This is a genomic window from Xylanibacter ruminicola (genome assembly GCF_900142525.1).
GTDB classification, from domain to species: Bacteria; Bacteroidota; Bacteroidia; order Bacteroidales; family Bacteroidaceae; genus Prevotella; species Prevotella ruminicola_A.
Genome location: NZ_FRBD01000015.1, coordinates 1 through 23,637, shown reverse-complemented (window position 1 = coordinate 23,637; position 23,637 = coordinate 1). Strand labels below are relative to the sequence as shown.

Sequence of the window (23,637 nt, the reverse complement as noted above, 5' to 3'; positions counted from 1 at the left end):
AAGTAAAACTATGAAATACGGATTTGTAAACGTAGCAGCAGCCGTGCCCACGGTAAAGGTGGCCGATGTGGAGTATAATGTTCAGCAGATTGAGGGTTTGATAGCTCAGGCCGAAGATCGTGGTGTTGAGATTATCGTATTCCCTGAGCTGTGTATTACAGGCTATTCGTGCCAGGATCTGTTTAAGGAGCAGCTGCTTCTCGATCATGCCGAGGAGGGCGTTGTCAAACTGCTCGACTTTACCCGTAAGCTCAATACTATCGTTATTGTGGGTTTGCCTGTAGTGGTCAACGGATTACTGTATAACTGTGCTGCTGTACTGCAGAGCGGCACGTTGCTGGGCATCGTTCCCAAGGTTTATCTGCCCAACTATGGCGAGTTCTACGAGAAGCGTTGGTTTGCATCATCACAAGACCTGAATCCTTGCGATATCTATTTTGCAGGTAGTCCTGTTCATGTTTCTGCCGAGCCCCAGGTGTTTGTTACCCGCGATGGTGTAAAGTTCGGTATCGAGATATGCGAGGATGTCTGGGCGCCAACACCACCAAGCAATAATCTGGCATTGGCTGGTGCCGATATCATCTTCAACCTCTCTGCCAGCGATGAGCTGATAGGTAAGCATGCCTACCTCAAGTCGCTATTGGCTCAGCAGAGTGCCCGTATGATTAGTGGCTACGTCTACTCAAGTTGTGGATTCGGAGAGTCTACACAGGATGTAGTCTATGGTGGCAATGCCATGATATTCGAGAACGGCCGACTGCTGGAAGAGGGTAGCAGATTCTCACTGCAGCCACAGCTCAAGATGTGCCAGATTGATATCGAAGCGCTGCATGTAGAGCGCCGTACCAATACCACATTTATCAATGCTCAGCGTGGTGCTGCTGCCCGTATCATCAACTGCAAGCAGACTGCAACACGCGAGTTCCAGCTCACCCGCCACATCGACCCGTATCCTTTCATTCCTAAGAGTGAGAACATGCAGGAGTCGTGCGAGGAGATTCTGAACATTCAGGTCATGGGATTAGTCAAGCGCTTGTATCATATTAATGGTAAGAAAGCGGTTATCGGCATCAGTGGCGGACTGGATTCTACACTAGCCCTGCTTGTTACCGTTAAGGCATTCGATAAACTTGGACTCGACCGCAAGGGTATCGTCGGTATCACCATGCCAGGATTCGGTACCACCGATCGCACCTATAACAATGCGCTGAAGCTGATGGAGACATTGGGTGTTACCATTCGCGAAATCAGTATTGCCAAAGCCGTTACCCAACACTTTGCCGATATCCAGCACGATGCCAGCATACACGATATTACTTACGAAAACTCGCAGGCTCGCGAGCGCACACAGATTCTGATGGATGTGGCTAACAAGGAGAATGCGATTGTGGTTGGTACTGGCGACCTCTCAGAACTAGCTCTGGGATGGGCCACTTATAATGGCGATCACATGTCAATGTATGGTGTCAACGCAGGTGTACCCAAGACATTGATTCGTTATCTGGTTAGCTTTGTGGCTGGCGAGATGGCCACCGAGACGCTGCTCGACATTGTTGACACACCTATTTCGCCCGAGCTGATTCCAGCCGACGAACAGGGTAATATCAAGCAGAAGACTGAAGACCTCGTGGGGCCTTACGAGTTGCATGATTTCTTTATCTATTATTTCCTGCGCTACGGTTTCAGTCCCAAGAAGATATTCCTGCTGGCCAAGCGTGCTTTCTGCACAGCTACTGAAGATAAGGCTGCACTTTACGATGAAGAAACAGTCAAGAAGTGGCTCACCACCTTCTCTCGTCGATTCTTCAATCAGCAGTTCAAGCGTTCTTGCTTGCCCGACGGTCCTAAGGTAGGAAGTGTCAGTCTCTCACCACGTGGCGACTGGCGTATGCCAAGCGATGCATCGTCAGCACTATGGCTGAAGGAGTGCGAGACGCTGTAAAAAATGAAAAAATGAAAAAGAAAATGAGTTAGCTGAAGGCTAACTCATTTTCTTTTAACTCTATGTGGATGGTGTCGCCTGGTTTCAGGCTGCCGTTCACGATGATGTCGCTGATGCCGTCTTCCAGATAGTTCTGTATGGCTCGTTTCAGCGGACGGGCTCCAAACTGTACGTCGTAACCCTTTGAGGCAACAAACTCCTTGGCCTCGTCGCTCAGGTCTATATGATAACCTATCTGTTCTATGCGACTGTACAGTCCCTTCAACTCTACATCGATAATGCGTTTGATGGCATCCAGATCCAGCTGGTCGAAGGTGATAATCTCATCCAGTCGGTTCAGGAACTCTGGCGAGAACTGCTTCGACAGTGCCTTCTGCACAATATCGCGTGCATTCTGCTTGTCCTTCTCGTTCAGCATCAGACCTGTACCGATACCTGCACTGAAACCTACACCGCGACCAAAGTCCTTCAGCTGGCGTGTTCCTGCGTTCGACGTCATGATGATCACCGTATTTCGGAAGTCAACCAGTCGGCCGTTACCATCCGTCATGCGTCCTTCGTCCAGCACCTGCAACAACAGGTTGAATACATTCGAATGAGCCTTCTCTATCTCGTCGAGCAGTACGATAGAGTAGGGATGGCGGCGCACTCTCTCTGTCAGTTGTCCGCCCTCTCCATAACCTACGTATCCTGGAGGCGCACCAATCAGGCGCGATGTATTGAAGCTCTCTGTATATTCGCTCATGTCGATACGTACCAGTGCATCGGTGCTGCCAAACATAAACTCAGCCAGTTTCTTGGCCAGATAGGTTTTACCCACACCGGTAGGACCAAGGAACATGAATACGCCGATAGGATGATTAGGCTCTTTCAGTCCAACGCGGTTGCGCTGTATGGCTTTCACCATCTTGTCGATGGCAGCATCCTGTGCTATCACGTTGTTCTTCAGCTCTGCGGCCATACCTTTCAGACGGATACCTTCCTGCTCAGCCATTCGCTGTGCTGGCACACCGGTCATCATCGATACCACCTCGGCTACCTGGTCAGCATCTACCACCTGGCGTGTCTCGCCCTCGCCGTTAGTCCATTTCTCGTTCAGCTCCTTCAGGTCTTTCTCTATCTGAACCTGACGGTCGCGATAACCTGCGGCTAGCTCGTAGTTCTGGTTCTTCACAGCCTGACCTTTCTTCTCCTTGACCTCAGCCAGTTCCTGCTCCTTCTCAATAATCTCTGGTGGAATCTGAGCATTACCCAGATGCACCTTCGACCCCGTCTCATCCAGAGCGTCGATAGCCTTATCGGGCATAAAGCGGTCGGTTACGTAGCGGTCTGTCAATTTGACACAAGCCTCCAGCGCCTCGTCGGTATATGTCACGTGGTGGTGCTCCTCGTAGCGATCCTTGATGTTATGCAGAATCTGCAGTGTTTCCTCGTTGGTGGTAGGCTCTACCTGCACCTTCTGGAATCGGCGCTCCAAGGCTCCGTCTTTCTCAATGCTTTCGCGATATTCATCCAGCGTGGTAGCACCAATGCACTGTATCGTGCCGCGTGCCAATGCGGGTTTCATAATGTTGGCAGCATCCATACTGCCAGGCGTAGAACCTGCTCCGATGATGGTGTGAATCTCGTCGATAAACACGATGACATCAGGGTTTGTCTCCAGCTCTTTCATCAGCGCTTTGAGTCGCTCTTCAAACTGTCCGCGATACTTGGTGCCAGCCACAATACCCGTCATGTCGAGGGTATAGATGCGCTTACCAAACAGCATAGGGCTGGTGTGGCGCTTTTCAATGAGCTGTGCCAATCCTTCTACAATGGCACTCTTTCCTACACCTGGTTCACCTATTAATATAGGATTATTCTTCTTTCTGCGCCCCAGAATCTCGATGATGCGCTGAATCTCGCGCTCACGTCCCACACAGGGATCCAGTTTTCCTTCGGCAGCAGCCTTTGTCAGGTCGGTACCGAAGCTGTCGAGTACCGGTGTCTTCGAGGCAGTCTTCTTCTGGGCAGTCGTGGTGTTCTGCTGGTTGTTGCCAGCCGAGTTCTTACCGCTGCCTGTATCCTCGTATTCCTCCTCATAGTCGTCGGGCAGACCGATTCCGTTGCTCACGTTGGTGTTCTTGGGAGCAAACAGCATGGCCATAGCGTCGTCGTATGTCATATTGTTCTGTTCTAATACTTGTTTAGCGCCGTTGTTGGCTATATCGTGCAGTATGGCCAACAGCAGGTGCTGTTCGTCTATTTTTGTAGCTCTCTGTATTCTGGCTTCGAGCACAGCCAACTTCAGCACGTTGTTGGCTTTCTCGTTCAGCACCAAGTCGGTGGTGTGTATAGGTGTACCTATCTCGTCTTCCCTAACTCTCTGCTCCAGTTCGGTCTTTACAGCCTGCAGGTTCAAGTCTAGTCTTTTAAATAGGTCTATCACTGGCCCCTCTTTGGTTCTCAGTATGCCTAACAACAGATGCTCTGGCCCAACCGAACGGCTGGCCAATCTGGCAGCCTCTTCACGCGAGTATGCCAGTATTTCTGATAGTTTGGGCGAAAATTGAGTTGTCATTTATACCTTATTATTATTTATTTAATGCAAAGTTACAACAATTCTTGCAAACATCGTGCCATAAAATCGATATTTTTTCCTCTAAAAAAGCATAAAATCTTTGTTTGGTTGCAATAAAATTACTACCTTTGCACGGTTTAAAACGCGTCAGCGGGCTTAAAAATGGCCTTAAACGCGAAAATCGAAAAATCGTAAATAGTTAAATTGTAAAATAACAAGATGGATCAAACATTCGACAACGACAGAATTATTAAGATCAACATCGAGGAAGAAATGAAATCGAGCTACATCGACTACTCTATGTCAGTCATTGTGGCACGTGCCCTTCCTGATGTTCGTGATGGCTTTAAGCCTGTTCACCGCCGTATTCTCTACGGTATGATGAACATTAACAACGTTTCTACCCAACCTTATAAGAAGTGTGCGCGTGTAGTAGGTGAGGTGCTTGGTAAGTATCACCCACACGGCGACTCTTCAGTATATGGAGCCCTGGTGCGTATGGCTCAGGACTGGAACATGCGTTACACCTTGGTCGATGGTCAGGGTAACTTCGGTTCGGTCGACGGCGACTCGCCTGCAGCCATGCGTTACACTGAGTGCCGCCTCTCAAAGATGGGTGAGCACATCATGGACGACCTCGACAAGGAAACCGTTGACATGGCACCTAACTTCGACGACTCGCTCGAAGAGCCAACCGTTATGCCTACCAAGATTCCTAACCTGCTGGTAAACGGTGGTAATGGTATTGCCGTAGGTATGGCTACCAATATGCCAACCCACAACCTGGGCGAGGTGATTGACGGTTGCTGCGCTTATATCGACAATCCCGATATCGATACCGATGGCCTGATGCAGTACATCCCAGGTCCCGACTTCCCAACAGGTGCTTATATCTATGGTCTGCAGGGTGTGAAGGATGCTTATGAGACTGGTCGTGGCCGTATCGTGATGCGTGCCAAGGCCGAGATTGAGAGCGGTGAGACTCACGACAAGATCGTAGTAACCGAGATTCCTTACGGTGTGAACAAGGCCGACCTCGTGGCTTACATTGCCGATCTGGCTAACCAGCACAAGATTGAGGGTGTAGCTAACGTGAACGATGAGTCAGGTCGTCAGGGTATGCGTATCGTGGTTGACTGCAAGCGCGATGCTAACGCTAACGTACTGCTTAACAAACTGTTTAAGATGACAGCTCTACAGAGCTCATTCTCAGTTAATAACATCGCTCTGGTTAAGGGTCGTCCACGTCTGCTTTCGCTCAAGGAGTGTGTAAAATACTTCGTAGAGCACCGTCACGATGTCACCATTCGTCGCACCAAGTACGACCTGCGCAAGGCTCAGGAGCGTGCCCACATTCTGGAGGGCTTGATCATTGCCGTTAACAATATCGACGAGGTAGTACATATCATCCGCAACTCTAAGACTCCAACCGATGCCCAGCGTAACTTGGAGCAGCGCTTCGAGCTCGACGAGCTCCAGTCAAAGGCTATCGTAGATATGCGTCTGGCTCAGCTCACTGGTCTGCGTGTTGATCAGCTCCACCAGGAGTTCGACGACTTGCAGAAGCTCATCGCCGAGTTGCAGGAGATTCTGGATAACCCAGAGCGTTGTAAGGAAGTGATGAAGGAGGATCTGCTCGAGGTGAAGGAGAAGTATGGCGACGAGCGTCGTACCGAGATTATCCCATTCGACCACGAGTTCAATGCAGAGGATTTCTATCCCGATGATCCTGTTGTCATCACCATCTCTCACATGGGTTACATCAAGCGTACTCCATTGTCTGATTTCCACGAGCAGAGCCGTGGCGGTATGGGCTCTAAGGCTGCCCGTCATCGCGACAACGACTTCACCGAGTATATCTATCCTGCCACTATGCACAACACGCTGCTGTTCTTCACTCAGAAGGGCCGCTGCTACTGGCAGAAGTGTTACGAGATACCTGAGGGCGATAAGAACTCTAAGGGCCGCGCCATCCAGAACATGCTGAACATCGAGCCCGATGACTCTATCAATGCAGTTCTGCGTATCAAGAACTTCAACGACGAGGAGTTCCTCAATTCACACTATGTAGTATTTGCTACCAAGCAGGGTATCATCAAGAAGACCTGTCTGGCTGCTTATAAGAATGTACGTGCTGCAGGTGTGATTGCTATCAACGTGAACGAGGGCGACGAGGTAGTAGGCGTTCGCTTGACCAACGGTCATAACGAGCTGCTGATGGCCAACCGCAATGGTCGTGCCGTACGTTTCGACGAGAATGCTGTTCGCACCATGGGCCGTGTGTCTACCGGTGTTATCGGTATGCGTCTTGATGGCGACGACGACGAGGTTGTAGGACTGGTTTGCGTGAACGATCCTAACACCGAGACTATCATGGTAGTCAGCGAGAACGGTTATGGTAAGCGTTCAGAGGTTGAAGACTATCGCCAGACCAACCGCGGTACCAAGGGTGTTAAGACCCTCGCTATCACCGAGAAGACCGGCCGATTGGTAGCTATCAAGGTGGTAACCGACGAGAACGACCTGATGATTATCAATAAGAGCGGTGTACTCATCCGCCTGAAGGTGGCCGATGTCCGTGTCATGGGTCGTGCTACTCAGGGCGTACGCCTCATCAACCTGGCTAAGAAGAACGATGTGATTGCCTCCGTATGTAAGGTAATGCACTCTCAGGCCGAGGAAGAGGATATCGAGGAAGCCGAGATTGCCGACGAGGCCGTACAGACCGAACCAGAGACCAAGGATTAAACCTTGGCTCTCTGTTCACGTCAAAAGAGAAAAAAGAGAATCAATCAATATTAATGGTATAACCAAATTTTTAAGAGTATGAAAAAGTTATTCATGATGGCAGTGATGATGGTAGCCAGCGCTACCGCATTTGCCGGTGACAGTGACGCCCTGAAGGCTATCCTCAAGGCAAAGACCTATGCAGAAGCAGAAGCTCTTGTTAAGAGCAATCTCGGCTCTCTGGCTTCAGATGCTGAAAAAGCTAAGGCCTACAACAAGCTCGTTGACCTGGCTATGGCTCAGTACGAGGCTCAGAGCACTATTCAGACTGAGAACCAGGTTGCAAAGCAGATGGGTAAGGAAGAGAAGCCTGTTGACGTTAAGCTGATGTCAGATATGGCTTACAATGCCCTCGTAGCTGCACTGGAGTGCGATAAGTACGACCAGAAGCCCAACGAGAAGGGTAAGGTAGCTCCTAAGTTTGATAAGAAGAACGCTCAGCGCCTGTGGCTCTCTCCACGTAACCAGCTGGTTAACGCTGGTCAGGACGCCCTTACCGCTAAGGACAATGCTTCAGCACGTAAGTACTGGCAGCTCTTCGCCGAGAGCGATGCAGCTCCTATGTTCAAGGATCAGAATCGTGACCACCAGAAGCCATTCTTCGGTCAGGTAGCACGTTTCGCTGCTATCTTCGCTTATCAGGACAAGGATATGGCTAAGGCTCTTGAGCTGGCTGATATCGCTATGAAGGATCCTGAGGAGTACGAGAATGCCCTCAACCTGAAGCTCGAGATTCTGGGCGACGGTCTGAAGACAAAGGACGACTCTGTTAAGTATGCCGAGAGCCTGAAGGCTATCTATGCCGAGCACAAGGTAAACGGTGTAATGGAGAAGCTTTATAACACACTGCTTGGTCTTGGTCAGAACGAGGCTGCCGAGAAGATTCTCGACGACGCTCTTGTTGCCGATCCTAACAACTTCGTAGCTCTGGCCGATAAGGGTCTGTCATTGCTTCAGGCTCAGAAGGCTGAGGAGGCTGTAAAGTACCTCAAAAAGGCTTACGAGGTAAAGAGCGACAACGCTGTTATTGCTACCTATGCTGGTACAGCTTACGTTGTTCAGGCTCAGAATACTGAGGATCCCGCTAAGAAGAAGGCTCTCTACAAGGAGGCTATCACTCTGTTCGACAAGGCTAAGGAGCTCGATCCAGATATGCTCCAGGCTAAGTGGGGTTACAACCGCTACAACGCATACTACAACTACTACGGCGAGAATGCTCCTGAGACCAAGAAGGCCGAAGAGGAGTCACGCTAATCTACGTCTATATATACAAAAAATCCAGCCGGGAGTGTTCTATCTCCCGGCTGGTTCTTTGTTACGGCTATTCGTTGTTCAGATCTGCATGCTGAGCGTGGTGCCGTCAATCTTGATGTCGCGGCAGAAGTTGCGCAGTATGGTTATCGCTAAATCGTCACTCTCCAGATTGAATACCTCGCTGTTGATAGCCTTCGGGCTGTTGATGGTGAGCTGCAGTGTGTCGTCTTGTTCTGTATGCGACAGCGTGATGCGCGAGCCTGGCAGGTCGGCCTTTCTTTCCTTCAAAAGGATGCCCAGCGACTCATCCAGCACGTGGAGCACGCTGGCACATTGCTGGCGCGACAGGTTCTGCTGCTGACAGAACTGCTCCATCTGTGCCATCATGGCAAACCAGTCGAACTGCTCTGTCTCAATGTCGAATGTCGTCTCGTGTATCTGCTTGATAAACTGTCGGGTGCGCTCACGTTGCGGATTCTCAAACAGCTGGTCGGGCGTACCGTCTTCATAAACCACACCTTCGGCAAAGAACAACACACGACTGCTTACCTGTCGGGCAAAGCGCATCTCGTGGGTCACCACAATCATCGTCATGCCCTCGCGAGCCAGTCGTGTCATAACGCCCAATACCTCGCTCACCATCGTGGGGTCGAGAGCCGATGTTGGTTCGTCAAACAGCAGAATCTCGGGATCCATGGCCAGTGCACGTGCAATGGCTACGCGCTGTTTCTGTCCGCCCGACAGCTGGTCGGGTAGGGCGTCGGCACGTTCGGCCAGTCCCACCATCTGCAGCAGCTCTCGGGCTCGCTGCTCTGCTTCCTCCCGACTCTTGCCCAGCAGTTGGATAGGTGCCTGGCAGATATTATCGAGCACCGATATGCCGTTAAACAGGTTGAACGACTGGAACACCATACCCATACGTCTGCGCAGCATAGGCACGTCGGCCTGGGCCGACAGGATGTCTTCGCCGTTAATCAGTATGCTGCCGCTGGTGGGGCTCTCCAGCAGGTTCAGGCATCGCAGGAAGGTGCTCTTGCCCGTGCCCGATGGACCGATGATAGAAATCACCTCGCCCTTGTGCACATCAATGTTGATGTCGCGTAGCACATCGAAGGTGCCATAACTCTTCTTCAGACTGGCGATGCGGATGATAGGGGCGTCGGAGCTGAGGGGGTGAGAAGGTGAGGAGGTGCGGGGGCGAGCACTCGGCTTGCGGCGGAGGTACAGCCATGCGCCGGCACCTATTACAATGAGTATAGCTGCTGCCCAGGGCCAAATGGGGGCATCGCCTTCCTCAGCCGCTGGTTGGGCAGGATTGGTCAATATGCTGGCTTCGCCTTTTCGGGTAGCCAGCACAATGTGCGAATCGATGTATCCTTCAGAGAAGAGCACCTGCTTCTGTCGCTCCTCGGTAATGCTGATAGAGCCCATAGCCATGTCTACCTTGTTGGTCTGCACGGCAGGTATCTGCGAGGCAAAGTCCATGCTCAGATACTCTATCTGCCAGTTACGGCGGTTGGCCCACTCCGTTAGTATATCAATCTCCAGGCCTGAGGGTTGTCCTGAACTGATAAAGCTGAATGGCGGCATGCCGGGATAGATGGCCACGTGCAGTGTCTGGCCTGTGCCACGCTGCTGTGGTATGGCTACCGTCGACGGGTTGTCGGTACTGCTCCAGCGGTCGAATATCTGCTGGTATGTGCCATCGTGTTTGATGTCGCTCAGGAAACTGTCGAAGTCCTGCTTCAGCTGGGTATTGTCCAGGCGGAAGCAGGCACCTATAGGCATAGGTGGTATTCCGGCACTCACTGTGTCGATCTTGGCTGCAACTTCCTTGTTGAATGTCACCGAGAGATTCTCTTCGCCGGCCACATCAATCTTACCGTTCTCCAAAGATGCCAGCAGATCGGTTTCGCTGGTCATGCGCAGAATGTTGGCTTCGGGCGCCAATCTGGTTACTGCCATATCCTGAATACTGCCGATGACAACCCCCACTTGCTTGCCGCTGAGTGCCTGGAATACAGATGGCGTAGCGTCATCAGTAGCCTTGGTGTTGGTGGCTGTGTTGCCCTCAGCCAGTGTTGGCACATAGCATATCGTTCCACCTATCGCCAGCATCACCGCCGCTATGAGGGCTTTCATCCGTTGGCGCTGCACCAACGACTGCAACAACAGTCCGATGAGCCATGCCATCAGGAAGTAGATGATGGCTGTTAAGATGAGCGGGAAGAAGGCGTCGAAGGTGCGCGATCGAATCAGGTCGGAAGCGCGTGTCATGTCGGCCACAGCTATGTAGCCCACGATACTCGTGCCCTTCAGCAGACTCACCACTTCGCCCTGATATACCGGCATCACCGTCCTGATCACCTGCGGTAGTATAATCTTCAAGAATGTCTGTCGTTGCGTATAGCCCAAAGCCAGTCCAGCCTCGGTCTGCCCGCGGTCTATGCCCTGAATGGCGGTGCGCAGCATTTCGCTGATGTAGGCAGCCGTGTTCATGGCAAAGGTTACGATAGCCACCACGATGCCCGTAGCATCCAGCGGTGCCATCACCACATAGTACATCAGCATCAGCAGCACCAGTACCGGGGTGCCGCGCATCAGGTCGATATACACCCTGGCCACCTGTTGCAGCCACGGTCGGCGGTTCATGCGCATCCAGCACACCAGTCCGCCTAACAGCGTACCCAGAACCACCGCACAAAGCGTAATAACGAGAGTAACCTGCAGACCGTCGAGTATCATTCTGTATCGATCCTCTGCAATCAGATTGTTATTAAAACTTTCAATTACCTTTTCTATCATATTTATATATTTTCAGTTATTGCTTGCTGCAAAGATAACACATTTTTCGCAAATATTGCCTTGTTTTCATAATTTATTTGTATATTTGCACCATCTATTAACTTAAAACGGGTGCAAAATGAAGAGGCTAACCCTTGCCAATAGATTGAGTCTGAGAATTATGATGGTGCTGATTGTGATGTCGGCTATCATCATGGCGGTAGTGTATTATCTTACCAGAGATTCTATGGCTCGTGAGGCCGAATCGCGCTACGATGGCGTTGTACTGCATGCCAACGAGAAGATTCGCGGTGTACTTTCAGATGTCTACGTGGCCGCCATCAATAACATTTATGATATTGAGTGCGACCTGAACAACCCCGACAAACTTGAGGCTCACCTCGAACGCATGGTTAGCCAGAACATGTACATGTCGAGTTGCCGATTGATATTCGAACCCGATTTCTATCCCGAGCGTGGGCATAACTACGAGATTTATGCCTGGCGCGATTCATCTGGTGTAGTCAAAGGCAAACAGATGAACGAGAAGCACCCCGACTATTTGGTGCACTCATGGTATAAAGCTGCATTCCAGAATAATGAAGGCGATTGGACTCCGCCTTATTTTGACCGCGCAGCGTCGCAACAACTAACTACTACTTACGCAACGCATGTTCGCGATGCCCGTGGCAACAAAGTAGGTGTTCTTGGTGCCGATGTATCGCTCAACTGGTTGCGATTGCGCCATCAGCGTGTTGATGCCGAGAACCACGAACGCTATGAGAAGGGATTCAAGGAGCAGTCGTATAGCTTCATCATCGACCACGATGGCACCTACCTAATTCATCCCGAGGAGAACCGCGTGCTGAAGCGCAAGTTCCAGGATATAGCCGCCCAGAGCCCCGATACGCTCGACGATGCCGTGGGTCGCAAGATGATGGCTGGCGAGAGCGGCATGACTCATATTAATAATGATGGCACCAAGTCGTGGATATTCTACTCGTTTGTAAAGTATGCCGACTGGACCGTAGTAGTCATTGTGCCCGATGCCATTATCTACCACAATGGTAATGTGCTGGCCATGTGGATATTGGCCGTATTATTTGCAGGAGTGGTGCTGATAAACTTTCTCTGCCATCGTTTCCTGGTGTCCAATCTGCGGCCGTTGTCGCGATTCGTTACGGCCGCCAATCAGGTGGCTCAGGGCAACTTCGACATGAAACTGCCCGCGGTTAAGAGCCGCGAGATCGATGCCCTGCGTACGGCCTTTGGCGAAATGCGCGTGTCGCTCACCGGCTATATCGATGAACTTAAGGAGACTACGGCCTCTAAGGTGGCTATGGAGCAGGAGCTGAAGATTGCCAGCGATATCCAGCAGCGCATGCTTCCCAAGCAGTATCCTCCTTATCCCGAGCGTACCGATATCGACATCTATGGCGAGGTGGTTACCGCCAAGGAGGTGGGCGGCGACCTCTTCGACTTCTTTATCCGCGATGAGAAGCTCTTCTTCAGTATCGGCGATGTGGCCGGTAAGGGAGTGCCCGCATCGCTGGTAATGGCCGTAACGCGCTCTATGTTCCGTAGTGCGTCGATGATCAATACATCGCCCAAGTTGATAGTCGAATCGATCAATCGCTCGGTGTGTCAGAGTAACGACTCGTTCATGTTTGTTACGCTGTTTATGGGCGTGATTGATTTGGCCACCGGTAAGTTCCTGTATGCCAATGCGGGCCACGAACCGCCCGTGCTGGTGGGTTCGCACACCCGATTCCTGCGTACTGATAATAACATTCCTTTGGGCTTGCGCCCCGAGTGGGAGTATACCGAGCAGGAAACCGTGATTATGCCGGGCACCACATTGTTCCTTTACACCGATGGATTTACCGAGGCCGAGACAGTAGACCTGAAGCAGTACGGCCGCGACCGTATGTTTAAGGAGGCCATCCGCTTGGCTGCCAAGCGCCTCGACTCGCGCACGTTTGTGAAGGATATCCGTATGACCGAGCGCCAGTTCGTCAACTTCATTCCTCAGAAGGACGATATCTCGCTGCTGGCCATCAAGTATCGTGGTAATGTTGACCCCAAGCTGTATTACCGCAGCATTCTGTTTAATAACGATGTGCAGGAGGTGCCTGTGCTCACGGTGTTTATCGATGGTATCTGCGACGATATGAAGTTCTACGATCTCGACCGCTCGGGCGTGCATCTGGCCATCGAAGAGGCTGTGGTCAATGCCATGGAGTATGCTTATCCTGAGGGCACCCGCGGCCATGTGTATCTGGATGTTACGGCCTATGACGATGAGATACACTTTGTGCTGCGCGACCGCGGTGAGCGTTTCGACCCCACCAAGATGCCCGAGGTTGATGTCGACAAGTATGTAAGAGAACGCTCTGTGGGCGGACTGGGTATTCACCTGATACGCCACTATATGGACGATGTATCGTATGTCTACATCGACGGGCAGAACGTGCTGACAATGATAAAGAAATTAAATAAAAATACTGATCAAGATGGAAGCAACAATCAGAAAGGATGATGATCATCGCGTAACGCTGATTCTCGACGGACGTCTCGACACATCGGTAACACGTCAGACCGAGAAGGAAGTAGAACCTCTGTTCGATTACAAGAACTACGAGGTTGTCATCGATTGCAGTCGCCTGGAGTATATCTCGTCCAGCGGTCTACGCCTGTTGATGGCTATCGACCAGCGCTGCTGCGCCAATCATTGCGACATTTACATCAAGGGACTGAATGCCGAAGTAAAGGATGTGTTCCAGACTACTGGATTTGTCAACCTGTTTAAGTTCAAGTAGTAAGTTTTCGTTTGTCTACGGCTACTATGTAGTTCGATACCTCGCCATCTGCGTTATATAGCGGCTGGCGCAGGTAGGCCGTGTTTTCGTGTCTGGTTCGTTTCATCGTCTCGTTCATCTCCACCAGTCGGCCGTTTTTGTCGTAGAAGGCTATGGCCACAAACGGGTTACACATAATGGCATCATACTTCAGCTTCAGGTCGTGGGCGGCCTTGTCGTCTTGGTATACATAGCTGTTGTGCATGTGCTGTGCCTGGTTTATCATTTCCTTTATTTCGGCCGTGTGCTTGCGCGTCTTGTGTATATGCCACATTCGCATCAGTCCCAGCACTATGAGTATGGCCGATAGTATCAGCAGTGCGTTGGCCAGATGTATCACCGTCTTCGGTGTTTCGGTCTTGGCTTTTTCGGGGTGCAGCCACCGCTGCTGTATCTCTTCTATCTCGCCGTTCTGCTTCATACGCATGTAGGTATCGTCTATCTGCTCCATCAGCTGGCGGTCTTTTCCCGTCAGGTGCATCTCGGTTATCGAGTCGGCACTTACGCGCTGATAGTCTACAATACTCTTCGATGTGGTGTAGCCGCTCCTATCGTATTTCTCGTTGTTAGTCAGTATCAGATCGGCCTCGCCGTTCACAAAGTTGTCCCAACCGGCATCGCCCATTTGGGTTTCAAACTTTAATTTCACGCCTATCTTTTCGGCCATCTTGTTGGCCACATCCAGATAGTAGCCCGCAGGTTTCTTATAGTTGCACACTATGATTACCGGGCGTTCGGTGGGGTATCTCTCGCTCAGCGATTGTGCTGCTGCACTTGTGGCCACGGCCAGCAGCAGTATGATGGCGGTAAGTTGTCGGTGTATCATCTTCATATGCAGAATACGTAAAGTCCTATAAGTTCGTTGTTCTCGTTCATAATGTTTTTCACCTGGTAGTCCACAACTCCGGCACCGCAGCTCATCACGCCCTTCATGCCGTCGGCCTCGCTCAGCTCTTTTATCTGGTGGCTGGCTCCCAGTATGGTGTTTATGTGCACGTGCTTCTCTACTGCCTGGTCTATGTCCCACATCAGCAGTTCGCCTGCCTTCTGGTTGGCATCTTGCAGGTATCCCTTCTGGTCGAATAACAGTATGCCCGATTCGTTGTTGTAGAACAACGACAGGTGGCGTAGCGACAGTTCCTGGTTCTTCTCCTTCTGTGCCATCTCCTTGGTCACGTCTTTCTTGGTTCCTATAATCACGGTAGGCTTGCCGTGGTGGTTGCGACTCAGCACCGATAGGTGTACCACAAATCCGTGCAGCCTCTCGTCGCCCAACTCCTCGTCGCGGGCTTTCAACTCCAGCTCTTCCTCGCTTTCTATGTGGCCGTGGGAGTCCATGTTCTTTCTTATCAGTCGGTCCATGGCCTCTTTCAGCAGGTCGTAGTCTTTCTTGTTGTATCTCTTGGCAAACTCCTCGGGGGTGCATGTAAACAGCTCGTTGCCGTTCTCATCGCGCCATATGTATTTCTGCTCGTCTACGTAGTAAGTCCAGAATCTGTATTTGTTGTGCTCGGCCACCTTAGCCAGATTCTGTGTCATCTGGTGGTAGGTCTGAGTGGCCTTTCGGTTCTGGCGCACCTCTATCAGCAGATATACGATGGCGCCCAGCAACAGCAGCGCACCTAATATGGCTACATACCAGTGCCATTGCGCCTCGGTTTCGGGCTCGGGCTGCTCGTCAAACCACTTATCCTCCAGTGCCTTTATCTTGCCCTCGCTGTACTTGTATTCATAGAATCGCTCTATCATATCCAGTATGTATGGGTCGTTGGATATGAACTTGCACTCGCCGTGAGGCATGTTTACGGGCGAAATCTTCAGATTATTCAGCTGGTAGTGCTTTATCAGCCACTTCAGCGATGGTGTGTTCCACACTATCTGTCCTTCGCCTTTCTCGTTTATCTCGCGTATCTCCTCGCTTATCTCCTTACTTACTATGGCGTTGTCGGCCCATCCGTAGTCCACCATCAGGTGGTGCACCATGCTCGAGTCCTGTACCGTTACCTTCTCGTTTCTTAGGTCGCTAAAGTTCTTCACCTTCACCGCCTTGCCTCGTGGGGTTACGATGCTCTGGGTGAGCAACGTCAGCGTGATGCGGCCGTAGTGGCCAAACTGCTCGTCGTAGATGTCACCCAATCCTATCGCTAGGTCGGCTTTACCCGCCTTCAGGTCTTTCAGCGCTTCTTTTTGCGGTTTCAGCTCTATCACGTAGGGTATTCCCATCTCCTTCATCAGCATGTCGATGATGTCGATAAAGTAGCCTTCGGGCTTGCCCTCGTCGTTAATATACGAGTACGGATACAGATTATACGAGTGTTCAAACACCAGCGGGTTTTCGTCGGTGTAATATCTCTGGCCGCCCGTTTGGGCCTTCGTGGTGGGCAGGTAGAGCGTAAAGCATAGTATGATTATCAAAAGTCGTAACATACAGTGTTAATAGGTAATTAGTTCATTATATTCTGCAAAGTTACGCTATTTTTTGATTAAATGCAAGCAAAAAACCAAATTTTTTTGTATATTTGCCTCCGTAATCACTAATCCATGTATTATGAACCGTTATTTTTATCTATTGCTATTAACCGTTTTTACGCTAGTTAGTCCCGCCGCTAAGGCCGCAGGTGCAGGCGCCGATAAGCTTGACAAGCTTCAGGCAGAGATGTTGAAACTTATCAGTACCCCCGAGCGCGATAAGTTTATCGAGGTTTCAGAGCAAGTCAAGGCCGAGAGTAAGAAGCAGGGCAACGAGCGATTGTTCTATACCGCTTGGGGCCATCAGAGTACCTACGAGGCCACCCATCAGGACTATGGTAAGGCCGAGGAGATAGTAGGCCGTCTGGCCGACTATGCTGTATCGCAGAACAGCCTTTGGGGCAACTATGTAGCCCTGCACATCCGCGCCGTCAATGCGCTGCAGAAACAGGATTACCAGCTGGCCGAGGAAACCTTCCTGAAGGCGGTCGACTTCCGCCACAAGTACTTCCCGGGCGAGAGTGCCGGCGACGATCTGCAGGAGCTGATGAAGATAGCCAACCACCGCAAGGATCAGAAGGCCGGACTGAAGTTTGCCCGCCAGATTCTGGCCGAGCCCAACGTGGCGCCCATCCACAAGGGTAGGGCACTCTATCGCATCAGTCAGTTTGCCTTCAACAAGAATAACAAGGAGCTCTACGATAGCATCTACAATGTGCTGATGGAGCTGAAAAAGACCGACGGCATCGGCACCATCGAACCCGTAGTCGAGGTTAATCATCACATACTGAATGGTAATTACAATGAGGCTTTGCAACTCTGTAAAGACCTCTCGCCAGAGACCCGTGCCGAGCGTATGGCTATTATCTATCACCGCATGGGCGATGATGCCAAGGCCTACGAGTATATGGCTAAGTTCAAGAAGATTAACGACTCTATCGTGCTTGTGTCGCACGGCAATGTGGTTGCCAGCTGCTATGTTCAGATGAACAACGAGCGCATGAAGCTTGAGCAGAATATGCTGGAGGAGGAGAACGCCCAGCTGCGCTACGTTATTACCTTTATTATAATAGGTGTAGTGCTGTTGGTGCTGGCCGCGTTCATCTTTGTCCACAGGGTGCGCATACGCCGCCTGGAGCGCGAGAATGCCAAGCTCGACAAGGCTCGCAAGCAAGCCGAGAAAGCCTTCGACATGAAGAACGAGTTTATCACCAACATCACCAACGAGCTGCGCGCGCCGCTTAATCCTATTCAGGGCTTCAGCGAGATTCTGGGCACCAAGGAGTATGAGCTTCAGGCCGACGAGCGCCAACAGCTTAGCAGTATGATCAAGAACAGTTCTAAGTCCATCACCAAACTCATCGACGAACTGGCTGAGTTGTCGCTCTACGAGAGTAAGAAGTCGCTGCCCGTCAACTACACGCTATCGCCTAATCACATCTGCCGTCACATGGTCGACTCAATGCGTGCGCGCAGTAATCAAGGTGTGCGTATGTTCTTCGAGAGCGATCTGACCGACGATTTCGTGGTAGAGACCAATCAGGAGGCGCTCGAAACGCTGCTTCGCCATCTGTTGGAGAATGCCGTTCAGTACACCGAGAAGGGCGTCATCACCGTGGCTTGTACCGAGTATGGCGGCATGGTTCGCATCAGCGTTACCGATACCGGTCAGGGCATCCCTCCCGAGCGCCGCGAACACATCTTCGACACCTTCCGCGAGATGGGCAACAACGTGAAGCTGGTAGGTCTTGGCCTATCCGTTTGTAAGGTCATCGTAAAACTCTTGGGTGGTGACATCTGGTACGATGCCGACTATCACGAGGGCACCCGCTTCATCTTCGACATTCCCATCAAGAAGAGCAACTCGACGAGGTTGCAGTCGTAGCTGTCAGTCTCTACTCGCTGCCTTCATATACTATCCAATTTTCGCCGTCATCGTAAAAAGCCTCCCATCCCTTGGCCTTGGCGGCTGCTACCTGAGCTTTGGTGCAGACGTTTCCTTCGGATGGTGCAGTCGCGTCGAAAATTACGAAACTATGAGAATCGGATGAAGTATTATGTCATTGTTTTTATGAAAAAGATTAGTAAATTGGAGGATATTATGTCCACCACTCCTTAAAAAATATAAAAGAAAAGCACATTTTTGCTTATCAAAACTCGTTAATAATAAAAATTTTATTATATTTGCACCAAAAAGTATTGACATGACTCTTCAAAAGTGGATAAAGGACAGAGCTATACATGGTTATCCCACGTTCTCCATTGAGGATGTGAGAAATACTGGTATGTATTCTTCTGAGCAGATTCTTCAGAATGAACTTTCAAGGCTTTGCGCTAATAAAACCATTGCTAACGTTTACAGGGGATTCTATGTTATTTTCCCTGTTCATTACATTTTAAGAGGTTCCATTCCTGCAAACTATTATATTGACCAGTTGATGTCCTATCTTGGCAAGCCTTACTATGTCTGTATGCTTAGTGCGGCAGAACATCTTGGTGCAGCTCACCAGCGTCCCCAACAGTTCTCTGTCATGACAACTTTTCCAAAGCGTCGGGTAGTTTCAACTCGTAATGTAACCATTGATTGGTTCTATCGTGACAGATTACCAGAGGAGGCTTTCATTATTAAGAATACCGAAACTGGAACCATCCGCATCTCCAATCCACTCTTGACGGCTGCTGACCTTATCCAATATCAACAGCATGTGGGTGGACTTTCAAGAGTGGCTACCATCCTTGAAGAACTGGCTGAGCAAATAGACATTCGTAACCAGTTTCGGCTGATTATGTCTTATGTCAAAACTGTTACATGGCAACGACTTGGTTATATATTGGAAAAAATCATAGATGAGACTACCTTAGCGGATGAACTCTACGAACAGTTGTATTCTAAGTCTGTCCACATGGTATATAAGCCTTTAAGTACATCAGCAGAAGATAATCCATCAAACAGGGATAGCCGATGGAAGATAAATATAAACGTTCAAATAGAAACAGATGATATATGATTAACAGAACAGCTATGTCAATCATTCGCTGTCAACTCGACATTTGCCTTGACGAAGTTTTTCGAGACGCGGATTGGGCCTCCCCTGATAATAACGGTTCTTGTCGAAGGCAAATGAAATGGAGTCAACATAATCATAGCCACAAATGAAGGAGGCGACATCTACTCCATGCATTAATGAATCACGATAATATACGCGATTTCCGTCATAGGAGTAATCGAAATCTTTATTATTGTTTGACACATAATCCTTTGACACATAGTGTATCGGAAAGACCTTGAATGCCTGGGGGTTGGCTTCAGGTAAAAGACGGTTTTCATAGTAAACCCGGTTTTTGTCTGCATACCAGTCGCGATAACGTTCTACCCTGTGGATAGTCGAAAAGTCTGTGCCAACGGGCATTGCCATCAGCTCAGGATTATATACCGTCTTACCATCGGTATGGAATGTCTCATACAGGCCGTTGCCCATATTCCTGTGCTTCAAAGCATCGAGGTTTCGTATTGTTGTTCCACAATCTTGATAATAGACGCGATTTTTATCTTGTCCATAGTCATTTCCACCATCCAGCACGACAAAAGTCTTTGGGTCAGCCCCTTCTACTACCTTATTCTTGTAATACACATATTTAGCATCAGCTGCATAGAAATCATTCAAGACCCTGAACGTGCGGAAATCTCCTATAGGCACAATGTCTTTTCCTATTTCGGCTTCAAGTCCAATATAATAGACATTCTGACGATCCACAGCCCAACTGCCATCTATCCGCTTGAAACTGCCCATATCTGCAACGTGAAGAGGATTGTTCTGGTTATAATAATCGTGGTCATCATGAGCAAGATCGATAGAAATATCAAGAGAGTTGTTTTTCTCTGGTGCTACAAAAGTCTGTGGATTGGCCCCCTCGATAATATCTTTTCTATACCAGACATGCCGACTATCAGCTGAATAATCTTCGTCTAAAGCGCGGAAAGTTTTTGGATTCGCATCTTCCAGAATCTCATTATAAAAATATACATGATTGATGTCTTTTGCGAATGATTCGTTTAAGCGTTCGAAAGTTGCAGGATCATATCCTTTAGGTTTCTTCGCTGCGTATTCACTTGAAGCTAATTCCACAAACGAGAAGAATATAATAATAGGTATCAGAGGGCATAGATAGAAAAGCCAGGTTGCCCGCAGACATTTTGACAATTGGAACCACGATCTCATTAAGGGCAGCAAATAGAGGGGATAAAGCCAAATGGTCAGCACCATACCCCAACGGCTGATTTCGTCAACAGTCGTACGGATAGGAGCATCGAAGAAGAATAAAGACACGAAGAACAATAACGGCCACAACGTGAGCGATAGGATCATAAGCCAGAAAAATGTTTTCTGAAGACCTGTAGGCTGCTCTCCCAATATGCGAGCAGCTAATCCTTTTGGTTGGGAATTATCTGTCATTTCTCGCTCCATACATTCATTTAATTAGCATTCCTATCATTTCGGCGCTATCATGACTGCTCAGCCCCATGGATACTTAATTTTCATTTCTGCTTCAATTGGAGTTTCGTGTGCAAATGTGTTCTGCCCTGATTTGCGTTACCCTCATTTTCGTACTTCCTCATTTTTCCCCGTTTTACCTTTATTTTAGGCCGAATTCTTGCGTCCCTTTGGTAGCAAGCGAGCAGAGCTCGAGCGGCGTTAATTCTCCAAAATCCGCAACTAATAGTCATGCGGACTAATTTTGCCGTCTTGCCCTCCATCTGCGGAATCTCCAGCCACGACAGGTGCAATTACGTGTTGTCCTCGCCCAGTTTCCCCTTACCCCGTCAAGCATTATAGGGGCTTTATGCTGTCTTTGAGCCGCAAAGTCTGTTTCTCATCCGTCAGCAAGTGCAAAAGGATTCAGATATGATTGGTTGTCCGTGTAGAGACCGGACTTACGATTCCATTTCACTATAAATTGATGAATAATTCGCCATAATAATAACTTTATAGGGTTAGAGAATCTAAGTATAAACTAATATATTCCTTTTTCAGCATCCCCATGTGCGTATCTGGAATGTAGCTTACGGTTAAGGATCCCTTATGATTCTTATGCCACATTCCTTCTACATCTATGGTTCTTGCCATATCATCAGTATCTAAAATTTCTGAAAGAACTGTCCTATTCTCTTCTGTATCCATTTCATTGATATAATTAAAGACATCATCTATACCTGAATGTTTTGTACTCACAAACAGATGAATTGGTAAATCATAACTAGGACATACATTTGAAGTTCTCCTCATCTGAATTACAATATCTTTAATCAGTATAGACATCTCCAAAAGTTCAGCTACTGTTTTAGGTAACGTCAGATGCTTGTCATCAATCCTGTCCTTTAATAACTTCCAGAAATTTTCCATGCTATCAGTCCATGGCACATTGTCAAGAACAACGACTTGTGTCCTCCAATCGGACAGTAGGCTCCATCTGCCTGCAAGCCTGTAAGCCATTTCTCCACCAAAACTGTGTCCAATGAAGGCGTGGACACCTTCTCCATTCAGTTCTTTGTGAAGTATTGACAAGTAGTCATCCATCAACATATCAACATTCTTGTCTGACAGACTTGTATAAATTTCTGTCAGATTTTCGAAAAGTAAGACGCGGTATTTGTCTTGTAATTCCTGCATCAAATGACAGCTTTCCGTCTCTCCAGAGATACCTAGCACATACACCACTATGGGTTTCCCCTTATCCTGCACATTGAGCCAGCGCGACATGGAGATGCCATCTACATGGAGTTGACGGATGGTCTGGTATTTGATCAATTCTGCAACTCGGATGGCATATCCCTTTTGCTGTGCGCGAATAGCAATCCGCATGGCATGAATGGAATTCATTCCCAATAGTTTCAAATTATCTGTTACGCCAAAATCCTCCCGGCCAAGTACGTCGTGAGCAATCTCCAATAGTGTTTCCTCTATTTTGTTACAAGGACTTACTTGTTGCATGTCGGCAGACTGTATTGGATTGTTCTGCTCATTCAGCCTACGTCTGTCTATCTTGCCGTTGGGGGTTAGTGGCAACTCGTCCAAATGGATGTAAGCAGCAGGTACCATATAATCAGGCAGCGATTGTGCAAGGAATTCCTTCAGAGTACCTTCGTCTATATCGCTGTCTGCAGTATAGTACAGGCAAAGCAGCTGTCCATCATAAACCGAAGCCACAGCCTGATGGATGCCGTCATACTTCATCATCCGGCTTTCTATCTCACCTAACTCAATGCGGAAGCCTCTCAGCTTCACCTGATTGTCAATGCGGCCGAGATATTCTAGCTCTCCCTGCTCGTTCCAGCGGCAAAGGTCGCCGGTGCGGTACATCCGCATCTTCCGTCCCCATGCATCTTTCTCTATGAACGGACAGTCGGCAAACACTTTAGCAGTTTGCTCCGGCAACTGCCAGTACCCACGGCCTACCTGTACGGAGGCAAAGCACAGTTCGCCCGCCATGCCGCATGGCAAAAGATGTCCGTATTGATCCGTAATGAAACACCAGCTGTTTGCCATGGGACGTCCAATAGGAATGTTGTCATACACGATGCCTTTCTCCAAACGGAATATCGAGATAAGGTCTGTACATTCCGTCGGCCCATAGCCGTTGAACAGCTGTACATCACCACAAACCAGACCTGCCATCTTCTCACCCGTCAGTGTCATGTAGCGTAGTGGAAGGGGAGTGCCCTCAAGCAGCAGCGCGCCTAAAGAGGTTGTGTAACTACCACCGGTGATTCCATTTTCATGAACAAAGATCTTGATGCCTTCTATGTCACGTCGTATCGTCTCTGGAATAATATGCACACTGGCACCTACGGTCAACGGCGGGAACAAGTCCTGTATGTGTGCGTCGAATGTGAAGGGGCGGTGAAGGCTTATTCTATCTGATCTTGTCAAACTAAGGACATCGGCCATGGATGCACAGTAGGACCTCAGTCCTGCATGATGGAG

The 23,637-nt window shown here is 49.4% G+C and carries 12 protein-coding genes and 2 pseudogenes; 7 read left to right on the top strand and 7 right to left on the bottom strand.

The annotated features are described in order from the left end of the window. The first annotated feature begins 10 nt into the window (after positions 1-10). Positions 11-1,942: an NAD(+) synthase gene (locus BUB86_RS10330; RefSeq protein WP_073209133.1), complete on the top strand. Its 1,932-nt coding sequence runs from the start codon at positions 11-13 to the stop codon at positions 1,940-1,942. Between the two features lie 28 nt (positions 1,943-1,970). Here BUB86_RS10330 and BUB86_RS10325 read toward each other — a convergent pair whose 3' ends face one another. Continuing rightward, positions 1,971-4,502 (bottom strand): ATP-dependent Clp protease ATP-binding subunit, encoded by a 2,532-nt coding sequence (locus tag BUB86_RS10325; RefSeq protein WP_073209131.1) that lies wholly within the window; start codon positions 4,500-4,502, stop codon positions 1,971-1,973. A gap of 219 nt (positions 4,503-4,721) precedes the next feature. Between BUB86_RS10325 and gyrA the strand changes: the two genes are divergently transcribed. Next, complete coding sequence (gyrA, locus tag BUB86_RS10320; protein WP_073209129.1) at positions 4,722-7,250, top strand: DNA gyrase subunit A; 2,529 nt, start codon at positions 4,722-4,724, stop codon at positions 7,248-7,250. A 78-nt stretch (positions 7,251-7,328) separates the two neighbouring features. Then, the gene (locus tag BUB86_RS10315; protein WP_073209126.1) at positions 7,329-8,543 is read left to right on the top strand and encodes a hypothetical protein; all 1,215 of its coding nucleotides are present in this window, start codon (positions 7,329-7,331) and stop codon (positions 8,541-8,543) included. A 435-nt stretch (positions 8,544-8,978) separates the two neighbouring features. On the opposite strand, the pseudogene BUB86_RS18300 reads toward BUB86_RS10315, so the two are convergent. Further along, positions 8,979-10,331, bottom strand: a pseudogene (locus BUB86_RS18300) (ATP-binding cassette domain-containing protein); the annotation flags it as partial. Between the two features lie 369 nt (positions 10,332-10,700). Then, a pseudogene (locus BUB86_RS18295) lies at positions 10,701-11,288 on the bottom strand (amino acid ABC transporter permease); the annotation flags it as partial. A 178-nt stretch (positions 11,289-11,466) separates the two neighbouring features. On the opposite strand from BUB86_RS18295, the gene BUB86_RS10290 reads away from it, so the two are divergent. Both BUB86_RS10290 and BUB86_RS10285 read left to right on the top strand, forming a co-directional pair. After that, on the top strand, positions 11,467-13,866 hold the full coding sequence (locus tag BUB86_RS10290; RefSeq protein WP_073209124.1) for a SpoIIE family protein phosphatase: 2,400 nt from the start codon (positions 11,467-11,469) through the stop codon (positions 13,864-13,866). Then, positions 13,841-14,146: an STAS domain-containing protein gene (locus BUB86_RS10285; protein WP_073209122.1), complete on the top strand. Its 306-nt coding sequence runs from the start codon at positions 13,841-13,843 to the stop codon at positions 14,144-14,146. Before BUB86_RS10290 ends, BUB86_RS10285 begins: the two co-directional genes overlap by 26 nt. Here the strand turns inward: BUB86_RS10285 and BUB86_RS10280 are convergent. Both BUB86_RS10280 and BUB86_RS10275 read right to left on the bottom strand, forming a co-directional pair. Further along, complete coding sequence (locus tag BUB86_RS10280; RefSeq protein ID WP_073209120.1) at positions 14,139-15,017, bottom strand: transporter substrate-binding domain-containing protein; 879 nt, start codon at positions 15,015-15,017, stop codon at positions 14,139-14,141. The genes BUB86_RS10285 and BUB86_RS10280 overlap by 8 nt on opposite strands. Further along, positions 15,014-16,612: a transporter substrate-binding domain-containing protein gene (locus BUB86_RS10275; protein ID WP_073209118.1), complete on the bottom strand. Its 1,599-nt coding sequence runs from the start codon at positions 16,610-16,612 to the stop codon at positions 15,014-15,016. Before BUB86_RS10275 ends, BUB86_RS10280 begins: the two co-directional genes overlap by 4 nt. A gap of 121 nt (positions 16,613-16,733) precedes the next feature. Here BUB86_RS10275 and BUB86_RS10270 point away from each other — a divergent pair, with 121 nt between their 5' ends. Beyond that, the gene (locus tag BUB86_RS10270) at positions 16,734-18,539 is read left to right on the top strand and encodes a sensor histidine kinase (RefSeq protein WP_073209116.1); all 1,806 of its coding nucleotides are present in this window, start codon (positions 16,734-16,736) and stop codon (positions 18,537-18,539) included. A gap of 385 nt (positions 18,540-18,924) precedes the next feature. Further along, positions 18,925-19,662, top strand: a complete 738-nt coding sequence (locus tag BUB86_RS10260; RefSeq protein ID WP_254795147.1) for a type IV toxin-antitoxin system AbiEi family antitoxin — start codon at positions 18,925-18,927, stop codon at positions 19,660-19,662. Between the two features lie 21 nt (positions 19,663-19,683). On the opposite strand, the gene BUB86_RS10255 is transcribed toward BUB86_RS10260, so the two are convergent. Continuing rightward, complete coding sequence (locus tag BUB86_RS10255; RefSeq protein ID WP_073209109.1) at positions 19,684-21,120, bottom strand: DKNYY domain-containing protein; 1,437 nt, start codon at positions 21,118-21,120, stop codon at positions 19,684-19,686. A 519-nt stretch (positions 21,121-21,639) separates the two neighbouring features. Further along, the coding region (locus tag BUB86_RS10245; protein WP_139261557.1) for an AMP-binding protein at positions 21,640-23,637 on the bottom strand (1,998 nt) is incomplete at its 5' end.

Coding starts and splice junctions, on each gene's coding strand:
- BUB86_RS10330 (WP_073209133.1), top strand. CDS start 11: ATGAAATACGGATTTGTAAACGTAGCAGCAGCCGTGCCCACGGTAAAG.
- BUB86_RS10325 (WP_073209131.1), bottom strand. CDS start 4,502: ATGACAACTCAATTTTCGCCCAAACTATCAGAAATACTGGCATACTCG.
- gyrA (WP_073209129.1), top strand. CDS start 4,722: ATGGATCAAACATTCGACAACGACAGAATTATTAAGATCAACATCGAG.
- BUB86_RS10315 (WP_073209126.1), top strand. CDS start 7,329: ATGAAAAAGTTATTCATGATGGCAGTGATGATGGTAGCCAGCGCTACC.
- BUB86_RS10290 (WP_073209124.1), top strand. CDS start 11,467: ATGAAGAGGCTAACCCTTGCCAATAGATTGAGTCTGAGAATTATGATG.
- BUB86_RS10285 (WP_073209122.1), top strand. CDS start 13,841: ATGGAAGCAACAATCAGAAAGGATGATGATCATCGCGTAACGCTGATT.
- BUB86_RS10280 (WP_073209120.1), bottom strand. CDS start 15,017: ATGAAGATGATACACCGACAACTTACCGCCATCATACTGCTGCTGGCC.
- BUB86_RS10275 (WP_073209118.1), bottom strand. CDS start 16,612: ATGTTACGACTTTTGATAATCATACTATGCTTTACGCTCTACCTGCCC.
- BUB86_RS10270 (WP_073209116.1), top strand. CDS start 16,734: ATGAACCGTTATTTTTATCTATTGCTATTAACCGTTTTTACGCTAGTT.
- BUB86_RS10255 (WP_073209109.1), bottom strand. CDS start 21,120: ATGGAGCGAGAAATGACAGATAATTCCCAACCAAAAGGATTAGCTGCT.